Genomic DNA, 23,111 nt, shown 5'->3' with positions numbered 1-23,111 from the left:
GGAGTTGAAGGGAATGGAGAACATGCGTGTATGCGAGCTCATGCAACGACCGGTCATCGCGGTGCGGCACGACAACACGGCACGAGAGGCGGCGCTGATGCTTGCCGAACTGGGCTACGCGGCACTTCCGGTTCTCGACCAGGACGATCGCCTCATCGGGGTAATCACCAGCGGTGACCTCCTTCGGGCAGGCGAACTCAACGACCCGGTCAGTGCGGTGATGACCACTCCCGCGGTCTCGGTCGCCGACAATGCGGCATTGGCCGAGGCCATGAGCAGACTGGTAACGCATGGACTGCGTAGTCTGCCGGTCGTCGACACCGACGGCTTCGTGATCGGCATGTTCAGCCGCGGCGACGCGTTGCGAATCATGCTCACCCCCGACGACGCACTCGCCGCCGACGCACAGAGCCTCCTCGATCAATACACCGGAGAACGGCGCTGGCATGTCACCGCCGATGAGGGCCACGCCACCATCTCCGGCCGGTTCGCCGACGAATCCGAACGGCGAATCGCGATCGCCCTCACACGGACAGTGCCCGGTATCCGCATCGTGACCATCGCGCGCATACCAGCCGCCGTGGGCGCAGCCGGACACTAACCCGCAACCGCGACAGTCGACGTAAGCGGCGCGACGACCACAGCCCGGCTCGACCACACCGTCGACCGTGCGCACATGTCAGCCCCAGGTCCGCTGTCGAAAACACCAGGGGCGCGAGTGGAGAAATCGGACAAGTGGGGCCCCGCAGTTGTCGCGGACGGACAAGCGCGGCCATTCCATGTAAACGATCCTGGCCTTGTCAGCGAATATTCGAATGGCGCGGAGGTGGTCATACAGGGACCGCTACTAGGGCGACCAATCCCTCCTCACTGGACCACATCGCAAGCCCAACCCAGGAGATCAGAATGGCCCACGCGCACATCGCCTCCGGCGACCGCTTGATCGACCACTTACCCGCGCTGCGAGCGACGCTGAACCAGCAACGCCGCTTCCGCCTGCAGCAGCTGCTCGAACTCGACGCAGAACTCGACGCCACCGCAGCCCCCGCCAACACGGCTGCCATGGCCAGGCGTGAGGTCACCATCAAATTGGCCGACGCAGCACGACAAGCGTTGGCCGACATCGACGAAACCCTTTCGCTGATCACCACAGGACGTTACGGCCGCTGCCGCCGCTGTCACGCCGAGATACCGATCCACCTACTGCAGACCATTCCCACTTCACAATGGTGCCTGGATTGCCAGCAGCATCGCCCTGCACCCGATAGTCCTCGCCCGATGCATCGCACAGTCTTCCGCACACCACAACGGGACGTGTCGGCGGAACGTGACATCCTCGTGTGCCGTTGACGTAACCGCCGACGCCCGGTAGCCGACAAGGCGTGGGCATGTCAGGTTCCTGGCCACCTGTCCGCTAATTGCTCAGGCCACCTGCATCGGTGACCCCGGCAACCTCGGCCACGCGTCAGACCAATAGGCGCCCGGGCAAACTGCGCCATAACGAGGATTCCTCCGCGCCGACGGATCATCACGTTGTGCGAGCTTCAATCGCTACCCGATATCAACTCACGATACTTCGGATCGACGGCAAGCAGCACCGAACACTGTCGAACAGGACCTTGGACATTGTCGACGAAGGGATAGACGAATTTCATTGCAGTCATTGTCAGCTACTTCCCGCATTCGCTGACCGGATCGTATCGGCAGGAAGCGCATGCTAGAGAGGAACTCGCCGTGCCTTGCTGTGTCGTGGTGTGGCGGAGGGCGATCCGATGATTCTCCGGAAGGCGCCGATTCCTTCGCCGTCGCGACCGCTCGTGTATCACGGACAGGCGTACGAGGAGCTCGCCGTGCTAGTCGCAGCCGCCGGTCGTCGCAACGAAGCCCGTAAAGCCCTCGGCGCCGCAATGCGCTGTTCGATCACATTGGCACGCAACGAGACTCGGCTCCGAGTTCGGGATCGACTCCGAGAACACGGCGTTTGGCCCGCCCGCAGGGCCCGATCGGACAGCGGGCGGAACAAGTCCGTCTCACATCCACTGAGCCGCGCCGTCGCCGATCTCGTCGCCGAAGGATGCTAACAGCACGGCGATTGCGAATCGCCTCTCCGTGGCGAAAAGCACCGTCGACAACCACGTTTCGAAGATCCTGGCCAAACTCGAACTCCGCTCTCGCATCCAATTCGCAGGAGTCCTCACGAGTCCGCAGGCTGCTACCAGGAGACCGATACTCTCGCGATATGAGCGACATCACGAACAGCGTTGACGTCCCGGAGTACGCGGACGCCGAGTTGGTCGGAAGTGAGGAGCTCGCCCGCGAACCGGCCTTCTGGCTTACTCACCTGCTGGTGACGATGGGCGATCTCTCGACCGATACAGATGAATACGGCGTCGCGGTGTCCGCGTTCGAGTCAATGCTGGAACGTCTCAGCGACGCCGGGCAACCGTGGCCTGTGTTCCGGGTCGCCTTCGGCGGCGGACACACAGTCTTCGCCATCTATGCCAACTTCGAGGACACGAATACCGTCGAGTTCGTTGTACGCCACCCTAGATGGGACCGTCTCGGGCATCTGGGGCAGTGCGGGCCCGAGTCGGCGGGGCCGGGGCTGTCCTGGACCGAGTTGACCGCCATCGCCACGAGCGTGCCAGAGAACGCGTCTGACGCCGAGGGCCTCGTCGATCCGGCACAGCGCCTCCTGCTTCTCTTGCCCATGCTCGGGGACGCTGGCACGCCAGAGGACGCGTGGGAGGTCGTCGCGCACGCCCTCGTTCGCTGCGGGGTACCAGACGACGTAGCGCCCCGGTTCGCACGCGACCTGCTCGGGACCGACACAGGCGACGGGCATGCCGAACCGTCGTGGACGGTAGCCGGGGACAATCCGGTGCCCGTCTGCTCGTCGCGCTACAGCCCACGCCAGATCCCTATCGCGCTTGGGATCCCCCCGGATCAGGCCCAAGCCTTGGCCGAAGCGCTCCGCGGCGACGGCCCGTCGGGAGCGATCTGAGTAAGCGTGTCTGGGCATCAACCACTTTGGGCTCGTCGGATCACATGGCCAGGCCGCTATGCACCGCTTTACGACTGCTGGCAACATAGCTCGACCGTCACCGGGTGCAGCGTCAGCTTGTGGGGCACCCAACGAAAGGTATGCCCCCGATATGGATCTGATCACAATGGTTTAGCGCCGGTTACGTCCTTGACAGACACCAGTAGTTCCCGCGCTAAGACCGTGTCTTACGTGGTTGTAGCGTCTGATGCTGCGCGCATAAGTCGCCCGGTCGACTTCGTGGGACTCCTTGTATGAAGCGCGGGTGAGTTACCCCTGTCAGTGGTGCGGCAGCACTCGGTAGACGATCTCCACCCCGCCGCCGTCCAACGGACGCGAACTCTCGAATTCCAAACTAGTCTGTGGATTCAGCGAATCGGTCAGGCGCATGCCGTTGCCGACGAAGAACGGCAGAACCACGAGTTCGAGTTTGTCGAGAACACCGAGGGCGCGGTAGGTCTCGATCGTGCCGGGGCCGCCGATGAGATGGACATCGCCGCCGCGATTGGCCGCGCGGATCTTCTCCAGCAGCCGCTGCGGATCGTCGTCGACGGTCACATCGTCGGGAGTGCCCTCGGGCCGGTGCGAGCCGAGCACGAAGACCTCCAGGTCCGGCCAGGGCCAGCGATCGGCGCTCAGCGCGGGTTCGAAGGTGGTGCGACCCATCAGGGCTGCCTCGCAGGTCTTCAGGAATTCGGCGATGCCGTGACTGCCCGGACCGTGCACCGGATCGATGACCTGAGGCGGCCAGCCGTGCGGAGTCGTCACATAGCCGTCAGCGCTCATGCACAGGCGAGCCAGGATTTGCACGAGTTCATCCTTTCGTCGAGTCACAGAAGAGACGGCGCCTGCTGCCGAAATTCATCGGCGGACGCAGAAGAGCCTGACCGGGATCGTTCACCAGATCCTGGACTGTATTCCCAGCCCGACCGAGAGGCGAACACGCTGCCGAGCAGGTCGTCAGCCCAATCGACTGCGTCGAATCCGGTTGTGCTGCATGATCTTCGGCTTGTGACCGACGAGTTGCCGAAACGTCTTGTGCCGGAGCGGTTGTGGGCTCTGGCCGAGCCGTTGCTGCCCGAGTTCACCCCGCGCCCGCAGGGCGGCGGCACCGCACCGGCCGACGAGCGATCGGTGTTCACGGCGGTGGTGTTCGTACTCACCAGCGGCTGCGCGTGGCCGATGTTGCCGCCGTCGTTCGGCGTCACGGTCCCGACCGCGCACCGCCGGTTCAGCGTGTGGACCGAGGCCAGTGTCTGGCACCGGTTACACCGGGGGGTTCTCGATGAACTCGGCAGCCAAGGCTTGATCGACTGGGCGCGGGCGGTAATCGACGCGGCGTCGGTGCGAGCCAAAAGGGGGACCCATGACAGGGCCCAGCCCGGTCGCCCGCGGCAAGACCGGATCGGAGATCCACGTGCTCTCCCGATCGTGCGGGAATCCCCCTGTCCGTGGGCATTTCGGCAGCGAACACCAACGACGCCGAAGCATTGAAACGGCTCGTGAAGGCGATACCCGCTCTGCGATCGCGGCGCGGCCCACGCCGGCGCAGGCCTGGCAACCTGCACGCAGACAAGGCCTACGACACCGCCGACCTGCGACGATGGGTACGCAACCGAGGCATCACGGTCCGGATCGCCCGCAAGGGCATCGAGCCCTCCCAGCGGCTCGGCCGCAGGGGAGCTCAACAGCGATCTCGACCCCCGATTCATCCTGCTCATGAGTACTTGCCGGCCTTCGCGCCCATCGCGCTACCGTCGATCGTCGAGGGCATCTATGGCGAAGATCCCCTCGGGCCCGACTATCGTCGCGAGGTGTTGTCCCAATTGCTCCTCGTCATCTCCGCCCACGGCCTGGGTGCCAACAACGTCCCTTGATGGACCCGTTTTCGTCGCCGTCAGGACGTGTCAATCGGACGGTATGGCGCGAACGCGGATGCGCGCGGCAGCTTTCCGCCGCGACTCGACCTGTATCCCTTCGCGCCGCTGAGCATCGGCCCGTGCTAACGGCCGGACGACGTGACGAAACTCGCTCGATACGGTCGTACCGGAAACCAGAATTGGAAAGGTCTCGAATGCTTGCCTCCGCTTTTTGCAGGGACAGCGGACGATCTGATCGACTTCCTCCCACGACGATTCGACGAGGACGGCACCACCCTGTACGGCTATCCTGAGCACGGTGGCCTCCTCAAAAAGGGGGGTTGCACCGGTGGTGACGTGCCGGTCCTGGCGGCCGCTATCCGGCCTATACCGAGCAGACCGACGAGATGCGTGCGGCCACTGCGGAAATGACCTGGCACAACCTTGCCGAGCTGGTCGAACTGTACGACATCTTCGAACAGGAGGCTCCTGTCCTCGGTGCGTGAGCCGATGCATTCCTGTTCTCCCACGCCACGATTCGCGTCGGTCCGCCGCGGCTGCGGAAGTTTTTCGAGCTCGGCCAACGCCTACGGTACGACCGACGACACCGGTGACGACCCGAAGCCGGTGTTGCTGCGCCTGTTCGGGATCCGCGGAATCCGAATCCGGAGCCGAGTGGCAGCAGGTGCGCGGCCCGAGTGGGTTCCGTCGCATGCTCGACGACACCTTCACCGCGGTGCCCGACAACGCGACTCAGCGAACCATGCCTGGCCGAGCATGTGCCGAAAGAACAAGCCGTAGGCCTGGTGACGGAAGAGCTCCCCGAATGCAACAGCAAATCCGTACCATCGGGTTCGGTCCTACACTGTACGAAAATATGAAAGACAGTCTTCTCCTATGAAAAAGGCTCCCTATTTTGCAGCTGCTTTCCTGGCTGCATCGACTCTGTCGCTGCTTCCCGCAGCTCCCGGGCCGCGTAGGCAGCCCGGGAAGCCGAGATCGGTTTCGTGTCAGTAGGCAACGGTGAACACAGTTCTGTGTCGGGTCGGCTTCTCGATCTCGTCCACGAAGGCGATGGCGTAATCTTCGCCACCGATGTGCGAGTTTCCCTCGGCGTCGACCAGGAGCACATCGTCTCCCACTCGGAAGGTGCCGGTGCGCGTGCCGCGGTTGTCGGCGTTGTAGACGGCCGGCGGGGACAGGCTGAACCAGTCGACGTCGTCCGGGAGTGCGCGCAGCTGCGCCATAACAGCGGCATGGGCGTTGCCGTCCTCCCGGAATTCCTCAGGGAAAAGTGGGGTATCGAGCACTCGTGGCCCGTCGTGCGAGACGCGCAGGTTGCCTGCGCCGCCGACAAGGCTCAGGCGCACCGTATTCTCGGATGCGATCCGGCCCAGTGTCGGAATGTAGTCGGCCAGTCCAGTGCCGTGGGCCTGCAAGGCGACTACCAGGATGTCACTGTCGGATGCGACATCGCGCACGAAATTCTCATCGAACAGCGAACCCGGGCGGACATCCAGATCGCTGCGGCCGGCCAATGGATCTGTATTGCGTGCGACGGCGATGACCCGATGCCCACGAGCCGACGCCTCGGTGGCGACGTTGCCGCCGGAATAACCGGTCGCACCGAATACTGCGATTGTCGTCATTGCACTCATTGAAGAATGGGGATAATTTCTGCCGGGCCTGGCGGTCGCCGAGCCTCCATATGGGTCGAGGATCACCGATCGTGAAACTCATCGGTCGTGCCGAATCCGCAGTTTCGGCTTCGCCTAGCTCTCCTGCTCGCGCCGATCGATCTCCTCGTTCGCGCCTACGATGCGGGCTCTGCGATGGCCATCTGGTCGAGCAGTTCTGCTCTAGCGGGAGGCTTTGCGCGGAAAGCGGTAGCCACGACACCGAGCGCGGCTGCCGCCGCGATGACGCCGTACCCGCCGTGGATGCCGTGAAGGAAACCCGAGTTCGAACCCAACAGCACTGTCGAGGCTGAGGCGATGACGATCGCACCACCCAACTCCCGTGAGGTTTCCACCAGTCCCGATGCCGCGCCGAAGTTGGTGTCGTCGACCTCGGCCAAGGCCCCGATTTGGACGGACGGCGCGAAGAACCCGACGGCCATTCCCGCGGCGATCAATGCGGGCATGACTCGACTGGCGAAGCCCGCGTCCGCAGGCAGGTAGATCAACCATGCCGACGCCCCGACGACGAGCAACGACGCGAGCGCGAGAAGTATCCGGGGACCGACCTTGTTCGCCAACACCGCACCCGTCAATCCGGCGAACACGAAAGCGGTCAGGGTCGTCAGCAGCCACGCGACACCGGTTTTCGTCGGCGAATAACCCAATAGCCGTTGCAGCACAACTGAAGTCAGGAAGACGAAGGCCAGGAAGCTTCCGAATCCGGACGCGGCTGCGAGGTTCGCCTGCACTACCGGCCTATTCTCGAGGAGCGCGCGGGGAACGAGCGGGTTACGCGCGCGCCATTCTGCTAGTCCGAAGACCACCAGCAAGATTGCCGCGACCGCGCCGAAACCCACTGTGGTGCCTCGGGTCCAGCCGTGTTCGACCCCCCGGTTGAGCGCATACAGTCCTGCGAGTAGACCGCCGGTCACCGAGAGGGCGCTGACTGGGTTGAATCCTCCACCGGGATGGGCGATTCGGTTCTCGGGCAACACGAACATCGTCGCCGCCAACAGCACGACGCCGATCGGAATATTGACATAGAAGATCCATGACCATCCGGGTCCGTCGGTGAGGAACCCTCCGGCCAGTACTCCGACCGAGGCCGCGGTGCCCGCGAGGGCGCCGTAGATTCCCAGGGCGTTCTCTCGCTGTTTGCCCTCGTTGAAGGCATCGGCCACGATCCCGAGTGCCGATGGGGTGATCAGTGCTGCGCCGATGCCCTGTGCGATGCGGGCGCCGATCAATTGTCCGCCGGTGCTCGACAGCCCCGCCGTCAGGGAAGCGGCCACGAACAGCAGGAGTCCGGCCTGCAGAGCAAGCCTGCGACCGACGATGTCACCGAGCCGACCCGCCAGCAGTAAGAACCCGCCGAACGGTATGCCATATCCGATGATCACCCACTGCAAGGCGTCCTCGCCGAGCTTCAAATCGACCGCCATCCTGGGCAGCGAAACATTGACGATGGTGAAATCCACCACCGCCATGAACATTGAGGCGCCGGCCAAGGCCAGCACCGCATACGGATTACGCATTTGTCCATTTCCTATGCTTGTCGAATCGCTTGGCGAACACTCTGTCGTCTAGCTGCGGTATGAGCCGACGAGAACGGCGCGTATCGCCGTTGTCGACCCCACCAGTCGGTCGGTGATGCCGTCGTGGAAGGCTGCGAAGGCCGGTGAGTGCAGTCGGCTCGGGTCCGGTATTGCACGACAACTGCTCTGGTCACGGCGATCACCTCATATATAGGTAGAGGCGAACAGTGCCAACAACTCATCGCCGCAAGCGCACGGAATTTCGGCTGTCCCGCCATCCGGCATGTCGACGTCGAGATCGAACCGCGGAACAAGCGCAGCATCTTGGAAGCCGACCATAGGAATGATTCCCGCCGAGCCGATGATCAGCACGTGAATAGTACGAGCGTGCCACCCAGCGGGGTAACCGACCCAAAAGGCCACCGCCGGTTGGACATTCGCGGATATGATCCGCGACGGCGCCCGGCCGCACTCGGTTATCGCCGTCAGTCTGCCGATAATGGCTGCGGCACCGATAACACCATGTGCGTAGTTTTCTTACTAGTGCGATGAACAATTGCGAACCCCGCAAAGGTCGGCGGCGACGCCGAATAGTCGGACTCGTTCTGATTGCTGATTCTGTTTGTCGTCTTGATCAAGTGCGTGACGGTAGATCTGCCGCATCATGAGGTCGGCGGCCTCGGCTGAGCCGAGCATGAGACAGCAGAACAGCCACAGCTGAGTGCCGAGTGACTCAGTCCGTGCGGCGGTGTTTTCTGGTTCGGACATGGTGTTGCTGTGTCAGAGTCCGAATAGTGGAAACAACGATGCGCCGTGGAACGCGACGATCCGGCCGACGCCCTCGGTCGTGAGCGTCAGGACGTGCAGCGCGTGCGGGCGATATGCGCCCTCACCGCCACGAGCGTAGACCGCGAATGCGGGCTGTCCGTTGGCAGAAGCGGCGACCACCGCGACCGGCCCGACCACGCGCATCTGCTTGGCGAGGAAAGCGCGGATAGTATCGCGGCCTTCGAACCAGGTCGTGATCGGCGGCATTTCCCATCGTGCGTCCTCGGTCAACACCGCGACGAGTTGATCGACGTCCGCGGTTTCGAAGGCGGTGACGTATCGGTCGAGCAGGGCCCGCTGCTGTGGCTCGGCGGGTTCGGTCAGCTCGTCCTGGCTGACCGGGGCCTGAGCTCGGGCACGTTGGAGTGCGCTGTTGACAGCTGCTGTCGTCATCTCCAACAGTTCGGCGACCTCGGCGGTACGCCATTGCAGCACGTCGCGGAGAATCAGCACGGCCCTTTGCCGCGGTGGCAGCTGTTGGAGCGCTCCCATCAACGCGAGCCGCATGGTCTGTCGTTCCATCACGACGGTCGCCGGATCGGCCGGTGCGGTCGTGAACAGGAAGTCGGGTATCGGCTGAAGCCACGGCACCTCGCGAGCGGATGGGCCGAGCGCCGCATCCAGGTCTGTCTGGGAGGCACCGAGATCGGCAGGCAGAGGCCTTCGCCTACTCTTTTCCAGCGCTTTGAAACACGCGCGGGTCGCGATGCGGTACAGCCAAGTTCGCAGCGACGATCGTCCTTCGAAGCGGTCGTAGGCACGCCATGCTTCGAGGTAGACGTCTTGCACCACCTCTTCGGCGTCGTCGACCGAGCCGAGCATGCGGTAGCAGTAGGCAAGCAGCTCACGCCGAAACGGCTCGCTCAGCCTTGCGAAATCCTTGTCGCCGGTCTTGGTGTCGGTCATCGTGTGCATAATCCGAAGATCCTGTCGTGGTGTTGTGCTGTAGCCGCCCTAGACGGCCGATAACCGAGGCCGTGGGCGGATCCGATTGGTGGTAGCGACGAGTGGGCGCGACACGGCGCCGACCGGCGTCAGTGGTCGCACTGCGGATCAACCGTGCTCGGGTGGCTCGATGACTCGGTTGTGTCGAAGCAAATGCGGATCAACGGACGGTGATTTCACCCATGTCGATGGCGACCATCACGATTTGGTCCTCGCCCATCGGGGCGTAGGCCCGGCGAGTGGCCGGGATGATGATGCCCTCGACATCGCGGTAGTCGGCGGCATAAAGCTGTGACTCGGTGGTCGGGTCGACCACGTCGATACGGAAGTCGTGCCGACGCAGCAGCCCGTCCGGGCCGAAGCAGAACACCTGCTTGCGGGTATGGGTTTTGATATGGTCGGGAAAGGCCACGCTCAGCCGCCGCCATTCCTCACCGTCGGCCTCGATGGGCGCAATCTCCTCGCAGACGAATCCCGGCCAGGTGAACAGGAACGGCGTATTCAAATACGTCCATAGTGCTTCCCCGGTGAAATACGCGAGATGCAGGTCGTCCCATGGCGTCTGGAATTGGTGGCCGTCGAACGACCGCTCCGGATCGTCACGTGCGTCGATAACAGTGCCGACCGGTTGCTCGAGGACGACCCGGTCGGGCTCGAACACCGACCGTCGGTCTCGACCGAGGAAGTCCATGGTCAGCCGTTCCCGCGTGGTGTCCACCTCGAAGCGGATGTTCTTCAGCACGTCACTGTGTCCCTTGACCTGCCAGACTGCTCCGGTGATTGCGGCGTCGACGCGGATCGCCCGGATCCGATTCCATCGGTCCGAACCACCGTGCGCGGCGACCGCGCTCGCGAGTAGATCGTTCATTGCCTTGCTCCTCTGTGTGTAGGGGCGCCCCGGCCGCTGGTCTGGGGCCGGGGCGTTCTGCGGTCAGTCGACGATGACTCCGCCGGTCAGATTGGCGACGGTTCCGGTCATCGCCGATGCCCGATCGGAGGCCAGAAGCACTGCCGCCTCGGCGAGTTCAGTCAGCTTGGTCAGCTGCTTGCGGTGGGTCATGCTGGATGCGATCTCGGTGAATTGCTGCTTGGTCATGCCCAGTCCGGTGGCATTCAGCCCGAAGACGACGTCGATGACCGGTGTTTCCACCATGCCGGTCGTGCGCAGGCAGATCGCACGGATCCCGTATGGGGCGAGCTCGGCCGACAGCGACCGGTTGAGGCCTTCCAGCGCCGCCCAGCCCACGCTCATGCCGCCCACCATCGGCATGCCCAGGCGGGCCGGTTCCGGCGTGTGCATCATGATCACCCCGGAATTCTGGGAAATCATGTGTCGTGCAGCGGATTTCGCGGTCACGAAGTGTGCCCTGGGGTACGTCGTGATCGGCAGCATGAAGTTGTCGACCGGGAGGTCGATCAGAGGCGCGCCCTGCAGTCCGAGCGGTGAAATTCCGATGGCGTTGAATGACACGTCGATCGTGCCTGCCTGCGCAACCACTGCATCCAGGTGTTCGGTCACCGCCTGCTCGTCCGAGGCATCCACCTGGGCGGTCTCGACCACTCCCCCCGCAGCCGTGATCTCCTTCGCCACTGCGTCGATGACATCGAGTTTTCGCCCGGTCAGGAAAACCCGGGCACCCTCCCGAGCAAAGCTGCGGGCCACGGCGCCACCGACGGCGCCACCTCCGCCATAGATGACGGCATTCTTGTTTTCCAGCAACATCATTCGTTCCTTATCTGGGTGTAACCATGGGGCTTCTGGGTTCAGTTGTCGGACAGTTCGATTCAGCCGCCGCACTCATCTGCAGTCGTGCATGTGGCGCGCAAGTCCTCACGCCACCGGGCGCAGGCCGTGGCCGGTGAGCAGATATTCCTGGTGCGCGTCGACGTTCTCGGTGTCGAGGCCCAGCCGGGTGACTTCGGCGCCGACCAGATCCGGTGTCAGCACCGGCTCGAGATTTTCGACGAATGTCGCGATGTCGATGCCCTGGCGGCGCGCGTAACCGGCGACTCCCGCGCTACCCAGTTGCGTCGTCGGAGTCAACTGGGGCAACACGGTCACGAAGCGGATCCCGAGCCCGGCGCGGCGGGATTCCTCGGCCGCGTATTCGCCCAGGAACCTGATCATCGCCTTGGCGCCGGCGTATCCGCCGCTGAGGGGCGAGCCACGCAGGGCCGCGCCGCTGGACACCGCCACCACCGAACTGCCCGAGGCGAGCGGGGCACGCAGTGCCGCACGAATCCAATGGAATGCGTGCTGGGTGTCGACCTGCCAGTTACGGCTGAACGAGTCCCACGACTGTTCGTGTATCGGCTGTACCGAGGGGGCAGCGCCGGCGTTGAGCACAAGCAGCGACGGCTGATACTGCTCGATCAGGGTGTCGGCGATGTCGGCGTCGGTCGCGTCGGCGGCGAGGGGAACGAAAGCCTCACCCAGGGTCGTGCGTACCTCGGCGAGTGCGTCGGCGCTGCGAGCAACTCCGACAACCTGGTGACCTGCTGTGACCAGCGCGGCCGCGATCGCCGATCCGAAACCGCGGCTGGCGCCGGTGACCACTGCCGTGGCGCGGGGCGTGTGTGATGGGCTCATATGATTGACTCACTTTCGAATATGTCCGATCGAGTTCGGCCCCTGGAATGGCCGGTCGAGGTCACATCCATACAGACCGCCGCGCGAATCAAAAACGGCCGCCACGTCCGAAATACGGCTAGGAGATCGAGCGCCGCCCGAGAAAAGCGATCAATCTGGCGCCTGACGCCGCATGCGAAGGTATCGGCACCGGCGGACCGAACTCGGGATGTCTGTCGGGGCGGATCGTTCGTTCTGCGACGTAGAGCAGGTCGTCGGCGAGTTCGGAGGGAATAGGTGAGGCGCAACCGCGTGCCTGGTTGATGTCCCACCCATGCACTGCGAGTTCGACAGCCCCGACCAGGGCGACCACACCCACGGGGAGCATGCGGTCGGCCAAGGCGACCGTCCCGTCGTTGGAAGCAAGAGCGGCCACCTGTAGCCGATCGAGGCGCGTGCGAAACGCGACCACCGGATCGGTGCCGACGACGTGGACATGGCGCGGATCGAGACCGATGTAACCGGTTCCGAGACCATCGATAAGCGCCTGCACAGAGTCATCGGCATGGCGGAGCAGCCGACGCAGATCCCAGTTCGCGCACGGAGTGCGGCGGGTGAGCAGGTGTGGCGTCAGGCCGGTCGTGGAGTCGATGGCGTAGGTCGTGGCGGCGCGGAGCAGGGCTAGGGCGTCGATGGGCATGGCGCGCCCCTGTTCGGTTCGTTCGCAACCGGCACTCCGCTGTCATCGACGATCGGCGGGAGCCCGAACCAACGAAACAAAGCCGGATCGAGGAACGAGGCAATGTGTGCGATCCCGCCGGTGGTGATCGTCAGAACCTGAATGGCGTGTGCCCGGTAGACGCCATCGGCATCCAGCAGGTACCCCGCCACGGCGGGTTGGCCGTTCGCTCGCGTTGCCACCATGCGAAACGCGCCCGGCAGGCTGAAGACCGTACCCCCGACAAACCACGCGACAGCATCTCGACCACGGAACCAGGTGACGAACGGCGGCATCTCGAACTCGGCATCCTCGCGTAGCAACTCTGCCAGCCCGACGGCGTCGGCATGTTCGAAAGCCGCCATATAGCGCTCCAGCAGGGCGCGCACGGCCGGATCGTCCGGCTCAGCAAGTTGCTCTTCGCGCGGACTTGCCTGCTCGAGCTGATTCCGGGCTCGCCGCAACAGGCCCCTGACCGCGATCGTCGTGGTTCCGAGCAGCTCCGCGACCTCGTCAGCCGACCAGGCCAGCACATCGCGCAAAATGAGGACCGCACGCTGGCGCGGTGGAAGCAACTGCAGTGCGGCGATCAAACCCAGCCTGAGGCTTTCCCGCGACACGACGACCGCCGCGGGATCCGATGTTGCTGCCCATACCTCGCTGTCGGCCAGGGGTTGCAGCCAGTCGATCTCCTGTCGCACCAGCGCCACGGCGGTATCCGCTTGCTCCTGCGGTGCTGCCAGGCCGGAGGGCAGCGGCCGACGTCCGCGGTGCTCGAGCGCTGTCAGGCAGGAGTTGGTGGCTATCCGATACAGCCACGTCCGCAACGAGGAACGGCCCTCGAAATTGTCGTAGGAGCGCCAGGCACGCAGATAGGTTTCCTGCACCAGGTCCTCGGCCTCGTCAGCGGACCCCATCATGCGATAACAGTGCACCAGCAGCTCCCGCCGGAACGGATCAGTACGGACGGCGAAATCGCCCCGATCGGACACCACAGTCGCCTCACTCTCACAGTCGACAACACCTTCCACCGGTACAGACTGCGCGAACCCGGAAAAAGGACCGGTCTATGGCCAAATAGGCGGTTGACGCGCGCGAGTCATCGCCTCCACGCTCGCACTCCCCCGTACCCCTCGTCGTGGCGGCGCGCATTGCGGCTGTCGTGGCCGCGCGGTATCAGCGCTCCACCACACCGCCGTAATGACCGGGGTCAGCGGGAGGCCGGGATGCGTTGTTGTCAGTCCGGCTGAACCCTGACCCACCTAGTCCGGGTTAACCGTGACCTACCGGGGTCCGAACGCACAAAAATGCCGGTTATGTGATGCTTCGTCTGCATCAGACGAAACAATGGCGCGTGTTGGGCGACTCGGCAGCTACTGCGCGGCTGGGGGTAGAAGCCGGCCGCTGAGGACGGGACGGTTGTTGAGGTCATCCAGCGGCAGCCCGACGCCCAGGTTCTCTGCCAGCCTGTAGAACATTCCGAGGACACCCAAGGGGCCGTCCCCCGAGGGGTCGTATTCGTCTTCTTCGAGTCGGGCGCCGAGCGCCTGCATCTCGGTGTCGAAGCGGTGTGGGTCACTGCCGGTCCGGTCGGCTGAGGCGAGGCTGGTGGTGGTGTAGAGGCCGGTGATGAGGCGGCCGTCCTCGGCGTACCAGAACACCTCACCCGGTTTCTCGTTGGCGTGCAGCACCAATGCCGCGGTTCCGATCGAGGCGCGCAGCACCAGGCCGCGGTCTTCGACGCATTTCCAGCTACCGTGCTCCCACGCCCACGCCCAGCTTCCGTAATGCCCTGCGCTGACCACATATCCGCCGTCTGCGTCGAGAAGGTCGCCCAGCTCGTAGCGGAAGTCGTCCGGCCCGCGCACCGCCACCGTGTTCTGGTCGACACCCATCCGCTCCAATAGCTCCCGGGCGTTGATCTGACGCGCGAAGGTGAGGCAGAGCAGCGGCAAATCCCTGTGATACAACCACCCGAGGCCACCGGTCATGGTGTTCACGACGCCCCCGACTCGTTGATCGCGATCAAGGTCGGCAAACACACTCCATGATCATGAACCAGGCGTCGTCATCAGCTGAAGCAATCACAACGGCTGACACTGCCATGAGCCACCGACACCCATGGCCGGGCGGACAAGCCGGTTCCGCGCACCGGGCTGTTGCGGGATGAGTCGGTAGCTGTCGCTTTTCAGGAGATGGCTTCGGCGTGGTGGACCCAGCCGGTCGATCATGGCCGCAGCGACGATGTCGTCTCCGAACACCTCGCCCCAGGCGGGCTGCTGATCACACCTCGTTTTGCAGGGGCGTTCGACGGGCTGGTCAGATGGGAGCCTTGGGTGTCGGATGATGGCACGAATCGAACTCAGTGCGCTGACGATACTGATGTTTGCCCTCTACCTATTCGGTCAGGATCGTGTTGTGTTCGGATCGTCAGCGGATGCCCTGTTCAAGCGGCGGGTGCGCTAGGGGCGACTGTGGGCCAGCCTTCGCCCGGTCAGAGTAAGGAGTTCTGTGTCGGCCGCATTCGGCTAGGAGATTGCTTTCCATAGATGAGGAGAACCGATATGGGACGAGTTGTCCCTCGTTCGTTGACTGCCGCGGTGTGTGTGGGATTGGGCGGTATCGGTGTGGCCGGTCTCGCGCCGACCGCCGCGGCCGCGCCCTCGATCTACGAACCGAGCATCACCCCGTGCAGTCACCTGTTCACGCCCCCGATCGCGCCCGGCCGCCCGGGTGCGAGCACCTATTGGAGCCCGTTCGGCACCGCCGACATCGTCTGCTATGACGACGGTTTGTCGCCGGTGAGTTACTACCAGCGCGACCCGGCGGGGCAGTGGCACGCGATAAACCAACTGCTCCCGGGCAACTACTTCATCAACATCGTCGGCTACGGCCATCTGCCCGCATAGCAGCGGGCGCGACGTGGATCAAGGACGACAGCATCTGGGTTGAGATGCACGACATACCAACGGGATTGAACGGGCTCGAAACGGTGCGGACGAGTCTGGTGGCCGAATCGCGCCCGACATACCCCGCCGCGCCGAAACGGACGGAGTCGTGTACCGAGCAGCCGACGGTAGTGATGGCCACACTGCGGCAATTCTCCACGGGGCGCACGATCCGGACGACACCGCCGACATCGTTGCGCGGCCGGACAATTGCGCAGGCAGTGATTCGCGAAGCAGCCGGTGAAGGGTGGAATCGATATGAACCTGTCTGGTCCGATCAGGGGGGACCGCTCCGAGTTCAGTTGACTGGCAACCAAAGCCGGGACAGTCCCTAGTGTTATGTGGCCACGGTGTGAAAACCGATGGATTTCACAGCCGTTTCCAGCTTTTGCAGCGGCTGGGGTGAGGTGGCAGGTGATGCGGATCAGGAGGGATATGCGGTCTTTTCGTAATGGTGCGCTGGACATCGTGTCCGGGATGGCTTGTCTGTGACTCGCGGCGGAAAGAGGCGGTGTTTCCGCGGTGCCAATTGGCGGCGCTCCGGAGGTGCTGCGGGCGTCCGTGCGGCAGGGGATGGCTCCGGCTACCGACGCTACGCCAGGCACGGCACAGCAATCGGCGGCGATACTCCGCGGCCCGGTTACCTACCGAAACGTTGCCTGATGCGGCGATCTATGCGTGCCGGCGCGACTCAGAGGTGTCGAGTCCCCCACTGCACGAGCTTCTCGACAGGAATGTTCCATGCCCGCACCGCGGAGTTGGGAACGAACGTCGTGATTTCTGGAATTCCCTCGAGCTCCGGGACAGTGGCGAGGAAGTGGAGGTATCTGCCATCTTCGAGCCGGATCCAGAAGGGTTGCTCCTGCCAGTCGGGCAAAGGTTCGGACAACCACCATTCGGGCTCATCGGCGAGCCACGGTTCCAGCCGATCCTCGACTTGGGTGAAAGAGACTCCGGTGAGCCAGTCTCGCTGCGGCTGATCCATGACGTAACCGTCGATGACGGAGAAGCAGAGAACCGGCCAGTCTTCGAACTCGCTTTCCCGGCACTGCTCGCCCAGCCCACGTATGCCGAAATCATGCACCTCGCGATTCGGATTGCCTGCAACCAAGCTGACGTAGCCGGCGTCGATAGTCTGGCCGTCGGCGCCGAACGCACTCAAGGCAGCCTCCACCGCTGCGACGAACCTGTTGTACTCGTCGAGTGTGAAGTATTCACACCAGCCAGGGACTGCATCGCGCGGGGCGGGTGGGTCCACGCGCGCGGCTTCCCAGCAGATAGCAAGGGTTTCCCGCAGCTGGGCGGCGGATTTCCGGAGGGTGCCCCGTTCTCGATCTCGGACCAGTTGATGCAGAAAGAACTCTAGGATCACACCGTTCGCGAACTCCGCCGGAGCGTTGGGGCGGATGACCGGGGCGCAGTAGGGGTTGAGGTCGTCATCCGCACGATCCTGATAACCCCAGCGGGCCGGCGCGACACGCAACAGGACTTCACCGATGTATCGCAGCGTACCGGTGGTGAACTCCGCGTTGTCCTCGATACCGATGGCCGCCTGGTCCGGATAGCGCGCGAGCACGACCGGTTCCAGCGCGTCCAGGGAGTCGAGGGTGAAGTCGAAAGGAAAGTCCGCGGGCAGGTAGGAACGGCGCCACTGCTGCAACGCACTTCCCATGCCGGCCAGCCATCTGTCCAGAAAGACGCACGCCGACTCGGTCATGTTCTTGCGGTCCTCGGCCATGTACGCCTCGGTTCGGTCATCCTCATGCACGATGTCCATCCTCGCGTACTGCTGGCGGGCTATTTCATGAGCAACGCCGGGACCACCTGCTCGCTGTCTGTAGTAGCCCGCTCACTCGCGGGCATAGTGTCTCGTCAACGAACTGGCAGAGTGAGGGCATGGAGCAGGATCTGAGGATCGCCGAACGACGACTTCAAGCGGCGCAGCTGGCTGGGGATATCCAAACGCTCGATGAGTTGCTCGATGATCGGTTGATTTTCACCTTCGGCGCGGACACCTTCACCAAGGCCGATGATCTCGAGTTGCACCGCACGAAGACTCAGACTCTGACCAAGCTCGAGGAAGAGCAACTGACGGTGCTGGTGGAAGGCACGACCGGAGTTACCTGGTTCCTTGGGATCGTCGAAGGAAACGTTCACGGTTCGCCTTTCGCGGCGAGGATGCGCTACACCCGCACCTGGTCCCACGACGATTCGCTGGGCTGGCGGCTCGTTGCGGCTCACGCTTCAACGGTCGCGTAGCAGCCGGAAGGCGCACATCTGGCGCTCGACGCACCACACGGTTCGCGTATCCGCGAACGCCAGCGTCGGATGCGCACGGTCCGTTGGCATTCAGAGCCCTCGGTCGCTTCGAACCGCACGGGCGTGCCGGTGCATCGCAGGTGACGGCACCGCGACGAATGGCCGCGGTGATACTGCCGCCACCGGTGATAGAAGGGTTGGCGCGATCAAGTCGGGCATGCCGCGACCATATCAATTCATCTGCGTGGCGACCGGTCCGAGAATTGGCCGATGCGGTGGTACTCGTGGGCGTGGGCCTTTCCAGCGTCGTTGCATGCCAGGGCGAGCAGCGCTGAGATGTCCTTCTCTGTCGGTCCGTTCAACGCCGTGTAGAGCGGAGCGGAAATCCTCCGCGCTGCTCAACCCCCATGACCGACTCGTCGCTCTTGGTCGCGGAAACCACTCCTTGTCACACGCTTATCTCGCCGCAGCATGTTGCATCACTTGTCCAGGTGAGGCGGCCGCGCTACCGAGCTCGGTCCCATCGAGGCGCTGCCACGCCACGGTGCCACGTCGGGTTGCGACTTGGTCGCGCTCGATCTCGCTGTCAAGAGGTGCTGCGTTGTGGCTCCGCGCAGTGCGCCAGTCCGACCGCGGGTCGTCGAGCAGGCCACCGCATATAAATGGGACTTGGGTTCCATTAGACGCGTCCTTCTGATACCGTCGCCTGAGTTAATGGAACTCGCGACCCGTTAACATGGCGAGGTTCTCGGATTGCGACCAATCACGAAGTTGAGGGATCGAGATGGGGAAGAGATCACTGAGCGGTGCCGGGGTGCTGGCGGCCGTGGCTGCCCTGGCGGCGGCGACCCTGTCGGCATGTGGCGCCGACCACAGTGGCGCGGCATCGACGGGTGTGGAGCAGTCATGGTCGGCGGCATGGTCGGCGGCGATGCAGCGCCCATCAGCCGGGTTCGGCCCGAACTGGTCCGAAGCAGGGTTCTCCGGACAGACCATCCGCCAAGTTGTGCGGGTCAGCAACGGTGGCGACAAAGCGAGGATCCGCTTATCCAACCGGTTCGGTGCGAGCCCACTCGAAGTTACCGGCGCGACCATCGCCCTTGCCGCCGACGGTGCCGCGACCCGGCCGGATTCGCTGCGGCCGTTGACGTTCGACTCATCCCAGCATCTCGTTATCCCTGCCGGTGCCGAAGTAGCAAGTGACGCAGCGGAATTGCGAGTAGCGCCGCTCGAGTCGGTAACGGTGACACTCTATTTCGCAAACACCACCGGGCCTGCCACCTTCCACTCACAGGCGTGGACCGACACATACCGCGCGGCCGGAGATCACGTGACCGACACCGGCGCGACAGCTTTCGGCGAGCACACGAAATCCTGGTATTACCTGACCGATGTCGAGGTCTCGGATGGTCCGGTCCGGCGAGACACTGTCGTGGCGTTCGGCGACTCGATCACCGATGGTTTCGCCTCGACCTCAGGTGCCAACCGCCGTTATACGGACGCACTCGCCGACCGGCTGGCGGTCGCGGGCAAACAACGGGCCGTGCTGAACGAGGGCATCGGAGGGAACCTGGTGGTCAACGATTCTGCCTGGTACGGCGATCGTGCCGCTACTCGGTTCGAGCGCGATGCCCTCGACAAACCAGGAGTGCGCAGCGTGATCATCCTCGAAGGTGTCAACGACATCGGGTTCAGTGAGACCGATCAGCCAACTTACAAACCCAGCGCGGATATCTCCCCCGACCAGGTCATCGCCGGATACCGTGCGCTGATCGAGAAGGCTCATAACCACGGTATCAAGGTCGTCGGCGCCACAATGCTGCCATTCGGCGACTCGGACCACTACTCCACGCGGTCGGCCGCAAAGCGCCACGCAATCAACGATTGGATCCACAATTCCGGTGCGTTCGACGGAGTCGCGGATTTCGCCACGGCGATTGCTGATCCGGTCGACACGGAGAAGATCGCTGCGATCTACGACAGCGGCGACCACCTCCACCCGAACGACGAGGGGTACCGGGCCATGGCCGCAGCGGTCGATATCGACAGCTTGTGATGACCCCCGTACGGGGCGACAGATGCCGTGGACGCCGGCCGATGTTGAAATTCAGCGCGAACGAACCGGTGTGGGGATCAGCGGATCAGCTATTGGTTGCGATGAGGCGTCGCAGTGCCGCTTGGGCGGGTTGACCCCAAGATCGGGATGCTGGTCACGTAGTAGATCCCGCACCAACTCCGCAGTGATCTCGAACCCGTTGAGCGCCATCGGGGTCCACAGTAGCCAGATATAACGGCTGCGCTTGGAGATTTGGACGACTCGTCCGTACTCCACGTCAACCACGGCGATGTGCTCGCGCAATGCCACACAACAACGAAGCCGCAGGTCGATGACCTGCGGCTTCTTCAGTGAGTGGGCCTAACGCTCCACAACCCGAACCGCTGACGGTCGAAGGGCCGGTGATTCGGATCGTGCCGGTAGGCACTCGGCACGTGAACCCCGCGGCTTAACCTGCTGATCTCGCCGAGTTGTCGGCAACCGGCGCTCCGTTGCCGCATCGGAGACCACCGCGCAACATCCCCAACGCCAGCTCGGGTCGTTCGCTCGGTATGCGGCAAGAGAGGGTGTTGCTAGCCGTGGCAACAGACCCGAACAAGCACTGTGTCGGCGGGCAGTGCCTCCAGATAGTTTTCGATGTCGCCCGGTGGTATCGGGCAGTCGGGTTGGTCCTCACGGGACGTGGTCTCGCCCCAATCCTTATGTCGGCAAATGCCGCTCGACTCGACCCACCAACCGTCCAGGGTGAGTACATCGGGCTCTGACAGGTTGTGCACCGCGACGTTCAGCAAGGACTTCGGGCCGCCCGCGCACTCGCCTCGCTTGGGGGGCAGCACGATGCCGAATTGGTTGGGGCCGTCGTGAATCAGCCGAGGATCGTCCTCATGACCCGGTCGGACGTAGAACCCAGCTCCTTCTCCGCCAACCCGAATCCGCCACGTGTCCCACATATCTCGCTCCGGGAACCCTTGCCGCATCTCGAATGGAGCGAGAGCTCGCGTGATCGCGGCTTCCACGTCATCGATCGCATCCGGCGGCAGACAGATCGTCACCCAGCGTTGCGCCAAACCACATCCCTCCCGCTGTACCGCGCGCATCAGGTTACCTCTCGGAATCGACGAACGCAGATTCCTGACCGCTGTCACCAATCCGCCAGAAGAGTGTCCTGTTCGTAGCCGGCGGCCACCTCGACTCACCCGGCATCGCCCGCGTAACCCCTTCCGGCGATGGCTATGCGCTGGAATACCTCGCACCACCGATCGGCTGATCGAGCCTGTCGGCTCCAGGCCGCGCTCGCGATGGCAGCCGAGGAGGGCGAGCTCGTCCGGAACGCGGTCGAGCCGATCAGGCGCTTCCCGGGCGCGTAGAAGTTGATCAAGGTTGGGGGTTGTTGCTGCAACGGCACTCGGCTGAGTCCGTGCTGGTAGATCTGACTTGTGGTGTTGGATCGCATTGTGGCCGAGTTGGATTCGTTGATTGTCCGGTTCGGTGGCCGGTTCACCCGGTCCGAACCGCGGCGGGCTCGGCCAGCCGCTCCCGATCAGTGCATGGCTCGGAATGAAGCTCTGATACCAGCGGTGTCGGACGAATACATTTGTGTATTGAAATACGGGAACCCGGACTGCGCGTAGCGATCAGACCAGTACGGCCTCGGTATTGCTGATCACCGTGCGAACCTCGGCGATCATGCGGGCGATGAGATGCTGAGGGGCACTGTCGGTCCAGACGATGGCGAGGTCGGATGGAGGCGCGTCGAGGACTGGGCGCCACACCACGGTGGTGACGGGGATCCATCGGCTGAGCGGTTCCGGGGCGAGCCAGATACCTTTGCCGCGCGCGACCATCATCAGGGCATCCTCGACTTTGTCAACCACCGTGCCGCGCAGGGCGGGGGTGCCGTCCGGGCGCGGGTCAGCGAGCCAGTGGCAGAGGTTCTGTTCGGACAGGAAGATGTCGGGACGCAGCACCGGTTCGTCGGACAGTTCGGCGAGGCTCACCGATTCCTGTTGGGCAAGAGGGTGTTTCGGCGAGAGAGCGACCATGCGAGGGTCGCTGCGCACGACCGCGTGCTGAAATCGGTCGTCGCCGAGCGGGAGCCAGATGAATGCAGCGTCGACCTCGCCGGCGACGAGTAGTGTGCGCTCCTGCGGCGGGGTGTGCACGGTGGTCAGGTCGACCTCGAGCCCGGGTACCGCCGCTTCCATGGCATCGGCGACTTCGGTGGCGAACAGGGCTGTCGCGTACGGGCAGCAGGCCAGCCGCAGGCGTCCGAGCCTGCCCCGGTCCGCGGCCCGCACTCGTTCGGTGAGATCGCTCAGGTCGGCCACCACCGTATTGCCGCCCCGCGCGAGCTCCTCGCCGGCGGGCGTGAGTAGGACGCCGCGGGAGGTCCGGACCAGCAGTGTCACTCCGACGGCGCGCTCGAGCTGCTGGATCTGAGTGGACAGGGTCTGCTGGCTGATGTGCAGGCGCGCGGACGCACGCGTGATGTTCAGTTCGGCCGCAACGACGAGAAACGATTGCAGCTGACGGATGTCCAGGTCGATCACACCTGCGACTCTATCTTTCGCATGGCTACCGGATTCGCCGGTGACCGGTACCGAGATCTTTTGTTTCCGCTTTCGCGGCAGAAACAGCAGGCTTGTGGCAACACACCGACTGCTACGAAAGGA

Annotated in this window: 22 protein-coding genes and 2 pseudogenes; 8 read left to right on the top strand and 16 right to left on the bottom strand. The window is 63.8% G+C overall.

Annotated elements, in window-relative coordinates; all coding sequences use genetic code 11:
• Window positions 1-13 precede the first annotated feature (13 nt).
• The 4 genes from ACQP1T_RS17115 to ACQP1T_RS17100 all read left to right on the top strand — a co-directional run bounded on the left by ACQP1T_RS17115 (window position 14) and on the right by ACQP1T_RS17100 (window position 3,004).
• A complete protein-coding gene (locus ACQP1T_RS17115; protein WP_433761441.1) occupies window positions 14-601 on the top strand; it encodes a CBS domain-containing protein in 588 nt (195 codons plus the stop codon).
• A 305-nt stretch (window positions 602-906) separates the two neighbouring features.
• On the top strand, window positions 907-1,350 hold the full coding sequence (locus ACQP1T_RS17110; RefSeq protein ID WP_433761440.1) for a TraR/DksA family transcriptional regulator: 444 nt from the start codon (window positions 907-909) through the stop codon (window positions 1,348-1,350).
• 708 nt (window positions 1,351-2,058) lie between these two features.
• A complete protein-coding gene (locus tag ACQP1T_RS17105; RefSeq protein ID WP_433762233.1) occupies window positions 2,059-2,265 on the top strand; it encodes a LuxR C-terminal-related transcriptional regulator in 207 nt (68 codons plus the stop codon).
• On the top strand, window positions 2,240-3,004 hold the full coding sequence (locus ACQP1T_RS17100; RefSeq protein WP_433761438.1) for a hypothetical protein: 765 nt from the start codon (window positions 2,240-2,242) through the stop codon (window positions 3,002-3,004). The genes ACQP1T_RS17105 and ACQP1T_RS17100 overlap by 26 nt, the downstream gene beginning before the upstream one ends.
• Before the next feature lie 318 nt (window positions 3,005-3,322).
• Here the strand turns inward: ACQP1T_RS17100 and ACQP1T_RS17095 are convergent, their stop codons facing one another.
• Window positions 3,323-3,853, bottom strand: a complete 531-nt coding sequence (locus ACQP1T_RS17095) for a dihydrofolate reductase family protein (protein WP_433761437.1) — start codon at window positions 3,851-3,853, stop codon at window positions 3,323-3,325.
• A 228-nt stretch (window positions 3,854-4,081) separates the two neighbouring features.
• On the opposite strand from ACQP1T_RS17095, the pseudogene ACQP1T_RS17090 reads away from it, so the two are divergent.
• A pseudogene (locus ACQP1T_RS17090) lies at window positions 4,082-4,719 on the top strand (IS5 family transposase); the annotation flags it as partial.
• Between the two features lie 1,193 nt (window positions 4,720-5,912).
• Here ACQP1T_RS17090 and ACQP1T_RS17085 read toward each other — a convergent pair.
• The 11 genes and pseudogenes from ACQP1T_RS17085 to ACQP1T_RS17035 form a co-directional block, all read right to left on the bottom strand.
• Complete coding sequence (locus ACQP1T_RS17085) at window positions 5,913-6,551, bottom strand: NAD(P)-dependent oxidoreductase (RefSeq protein WP_433761435.1); 639 nt, start codon at window positions 6,549-6,551, stop codon at window positions 5,913-5,915.
• Between the two features lie 164 nt (window positions 6,552-6,715).
• Window positions 6,716-8,116 (bottom strand): MFS transporter, encoded by a 1,401-nt coding sequence (locus tag ACQP1T_RS17080; RefSeq protein WP_433761433.1) that lies wholly within the window; start codon window positions 8,114-8,116, stop codon window positions 6,716-6,718.
• Window positions 8,117-8,320: 204 nt separating this feature from the next.
• Entirely contained in the window at window positions 8,321-8,488 is a 168-nt protein-coding gene (locus tag ACQP1T_RS17075) for a hypothetical protein (RefSeq protein ID WP_433761431.1), read from the bottom strand.
• A 408-nt stretch (window positions 8,489-8,896) separates the two neighbouring features.
• A complete protein-coding gene (locus ACQP1T_RS17070; RefSeq protein ID WP_433761430.1) occupies window positions 8,897-9,850 on the bottom strand; it encodes a sigma-70 family RNA polymerase sigma factor in 954 nt (317 codons plus the stop codon).
• Between the two features lie 199 nt (window positions 9,851-10,049).
• Entirely contained in the window at window positions 10,050-10,757 is a 708-nt protein-coding gene (locus ACQP1T_RS17065; protein WP_433761428.1) for a hypothetical protein, read from the bottom strand.
• A 63-nt stretch (window positions 10,758-10,820) separates the two neighbouring features.
• Window positions 10,821-11,615 (bottom strand): SDR family NAD(P)-dependent oxidoreductase, encoded by a 795-nt coding sequence (locus tag ACQP1T_RS17060; protein WP_433761426.1) that lies wholly within the window; start codon window positions 11,613-11,615, stop codon window positions 10,821-10,823.
• 105 nt (window positions 11,616-11,720) lie between these two features.
• A complete protein-coding gene (locus ACQP1T_RS17055) occupies window positions 11,721-12,479 on the bottom strand; it encodes an SDR family oxidoreductase (protein ID WP_433761425.1) in 759 nt (252 codons plus the stop codon).
• Between the two features lie 118 nt (window positions 12,480-12,597).
• A complete protein-coding gene (locus tag ACQP1T_RS17050) occupies window positions 12,598-13,158 on the bottom strand; it encodes a TIGR03086 family metal-binding protein (protein WP_433761423.1) in 561 nt (186 codons plus the stop codon).
• Entirely contained in the window at window positions 13,140-14,168 is a 1,029-nt protein-coding gene (locus ACQP1T_RS17045) for a sigma-70 family RNA polymerase sigma factor (protein ID WP_433761422.1), read from the bottom strand. Before ACQP1T_RS17045 ends, ACQP1T_RS17050 begins: the two co-directional genes overlap by 19 nt.
• Window positions 14,169-14,549: 381 nt before the next feature.
• The gene (locus tag ACQP1T_RS17040; RefSeq protein WP_433762232.1) at window positions 14,550-15,167 is read right to left on the bottom strand and encodes a DUF6461 domain-containing protein; all 618 of its coding nucleotides are present in this window, start codon (window positions 15,165-15,167) and stop codon (window positions 14,550-14,552) included.
• Between the two features lie 93 nt (window positions 15,168-15,260).
• Window positions 15,261-15,446: pseudogene (locus ACQP1T_RS17035) on the bottom strand (ATP-binding protein); the annotation flags it as partial.
• 294 nt (window positions 15,447-15,740) lie between these two features.
• Here ACQP1T_RS17035 and ACQP1T_RS17030 point away from each other — a divergent pair.
• Window positions 15,741-16,085 carry a hypothetical protein gene (locus ACQP1T_RS17030; protein ID WP_433761421.1) on the top strand — a complete coding sequence of 115 codons (345 nt, stop codon included), beginning with the start codon at window positions 15,741-15,743 and terminating at the stop codon, window positions 16,083-16,085.
• Between the two features lie 730 nt (window positions 16,086-16,815).
• Here the strand turns inward: ACQP1T_RS17030 and ACQP1T_RS17025 are convergent.
• Window positions 16,816-17,892 carry a hypothetical protein gene (locus ACQP1T_RS17025; protein WP_433761419.1) on the bottom strand — a complete coding sequence of 359 codons (1,077 nt, stop codon included), beginning with the start codon at window positions 17,890-17,892 and terminating at the stop codon, window positions 16,816-16,818.
• Window positions 17,893-18,020: 128 nt separating this feature from the next.
• On the opposite strand from ACQP1T_RS17025, the gene ACQP1T_RS17020 reads away from it, so the two are divergent.
• Together ACQP1T_RS17020 and ACQP1T_RS17015 are read left to right on the top strand one after the other, a co-directional pair.
• On the top strand, window positions 18,021-18,383 hold the full coding sequence (locus tag ACQP1T_RS17020) for a nuclear transport factor 2 family protein (protein WP_433761418.1): 363 nt from the start codon (window positions 18,021-18,023) through the stop codon (window positions 18,381-18,383).
• 784 nt (window positions 18,384-19,167) lie between these two features.
• Entirely contained in the window at window positions 19,168-20,439 is a 1,272-nt protein-coding gene (locus ACQP1T_RS17015) for an SGNH/GDSL hydrolase family protein (RefSeq protein WP_433761417.1), read from the top strand.
• Between the two features lie 51 nt (window positions 20,440-20,490).
• Here the strand turns inward: ACQP1T_RS17015 and ACQP1T_RS17010 are convergent, their stop codons facing one another.
• The 3 genes from ACQP1T_RS17010 to ACQP1T_RS17000 all read right to left on the bottom strand — a co-directional run bounded on the left by ACQP1T_RS17010 (window position 20,491) and on the right by ACQP1T_RS17000 (window position 22,988).
• Window positions 20,491-20,748: a hypothetical protein gene (locus ACQP1T_RS17010; protein ID WP_433761415.1), complete on the bottom strand. Its 258-nt coding sequence runs from the start codon at window positions 20,746-20,748 to the stop codon at window positions 20,491-20,493.
• A 263-nt stretch (window positions 20,749-21,011) separates the two neighbouring features.
• Complete coding sequence (locus ACQP1T_RS17005) at window positions 21,012-21,536, bottom strand: hypothetical protein (protein ID WP_433761414.1); 525 nt, start codon at window positions 21,534-21,536, stop codon at window positions 21,012-21,014.
• Window positions 21,537-22,073: 537 nt separating this feature from the next.
• Window positions 22,074-22,988, bottom strand: a complete 915-nt coding sequence (locus ACQP1T_RS17000) for a LysR family transcriptional regulator (protein WP_433761413.1) — start codon at window positions 22,986-22,988, stop codon at window positions 22,074-22,076.
• Between the last annotated feature and the right edge of the window lie 123 nt (window positions 22,989-23,111).

Origin of the sequence: Nocardia sp. CA-135398, assembly GCF_050955845.1 — a bacterium.
In the GTDB taxonomy this organism is placed as follows: Bacteria; Actinomycetota; Actinomycetes; order Mycobacteriales; family Mycobacteriaceae; genus Nocardia.
Note: the sequence above shows the minus strand (reverse complement) of the source record. Positions and strands in the feature narration are given on the sequence as shown.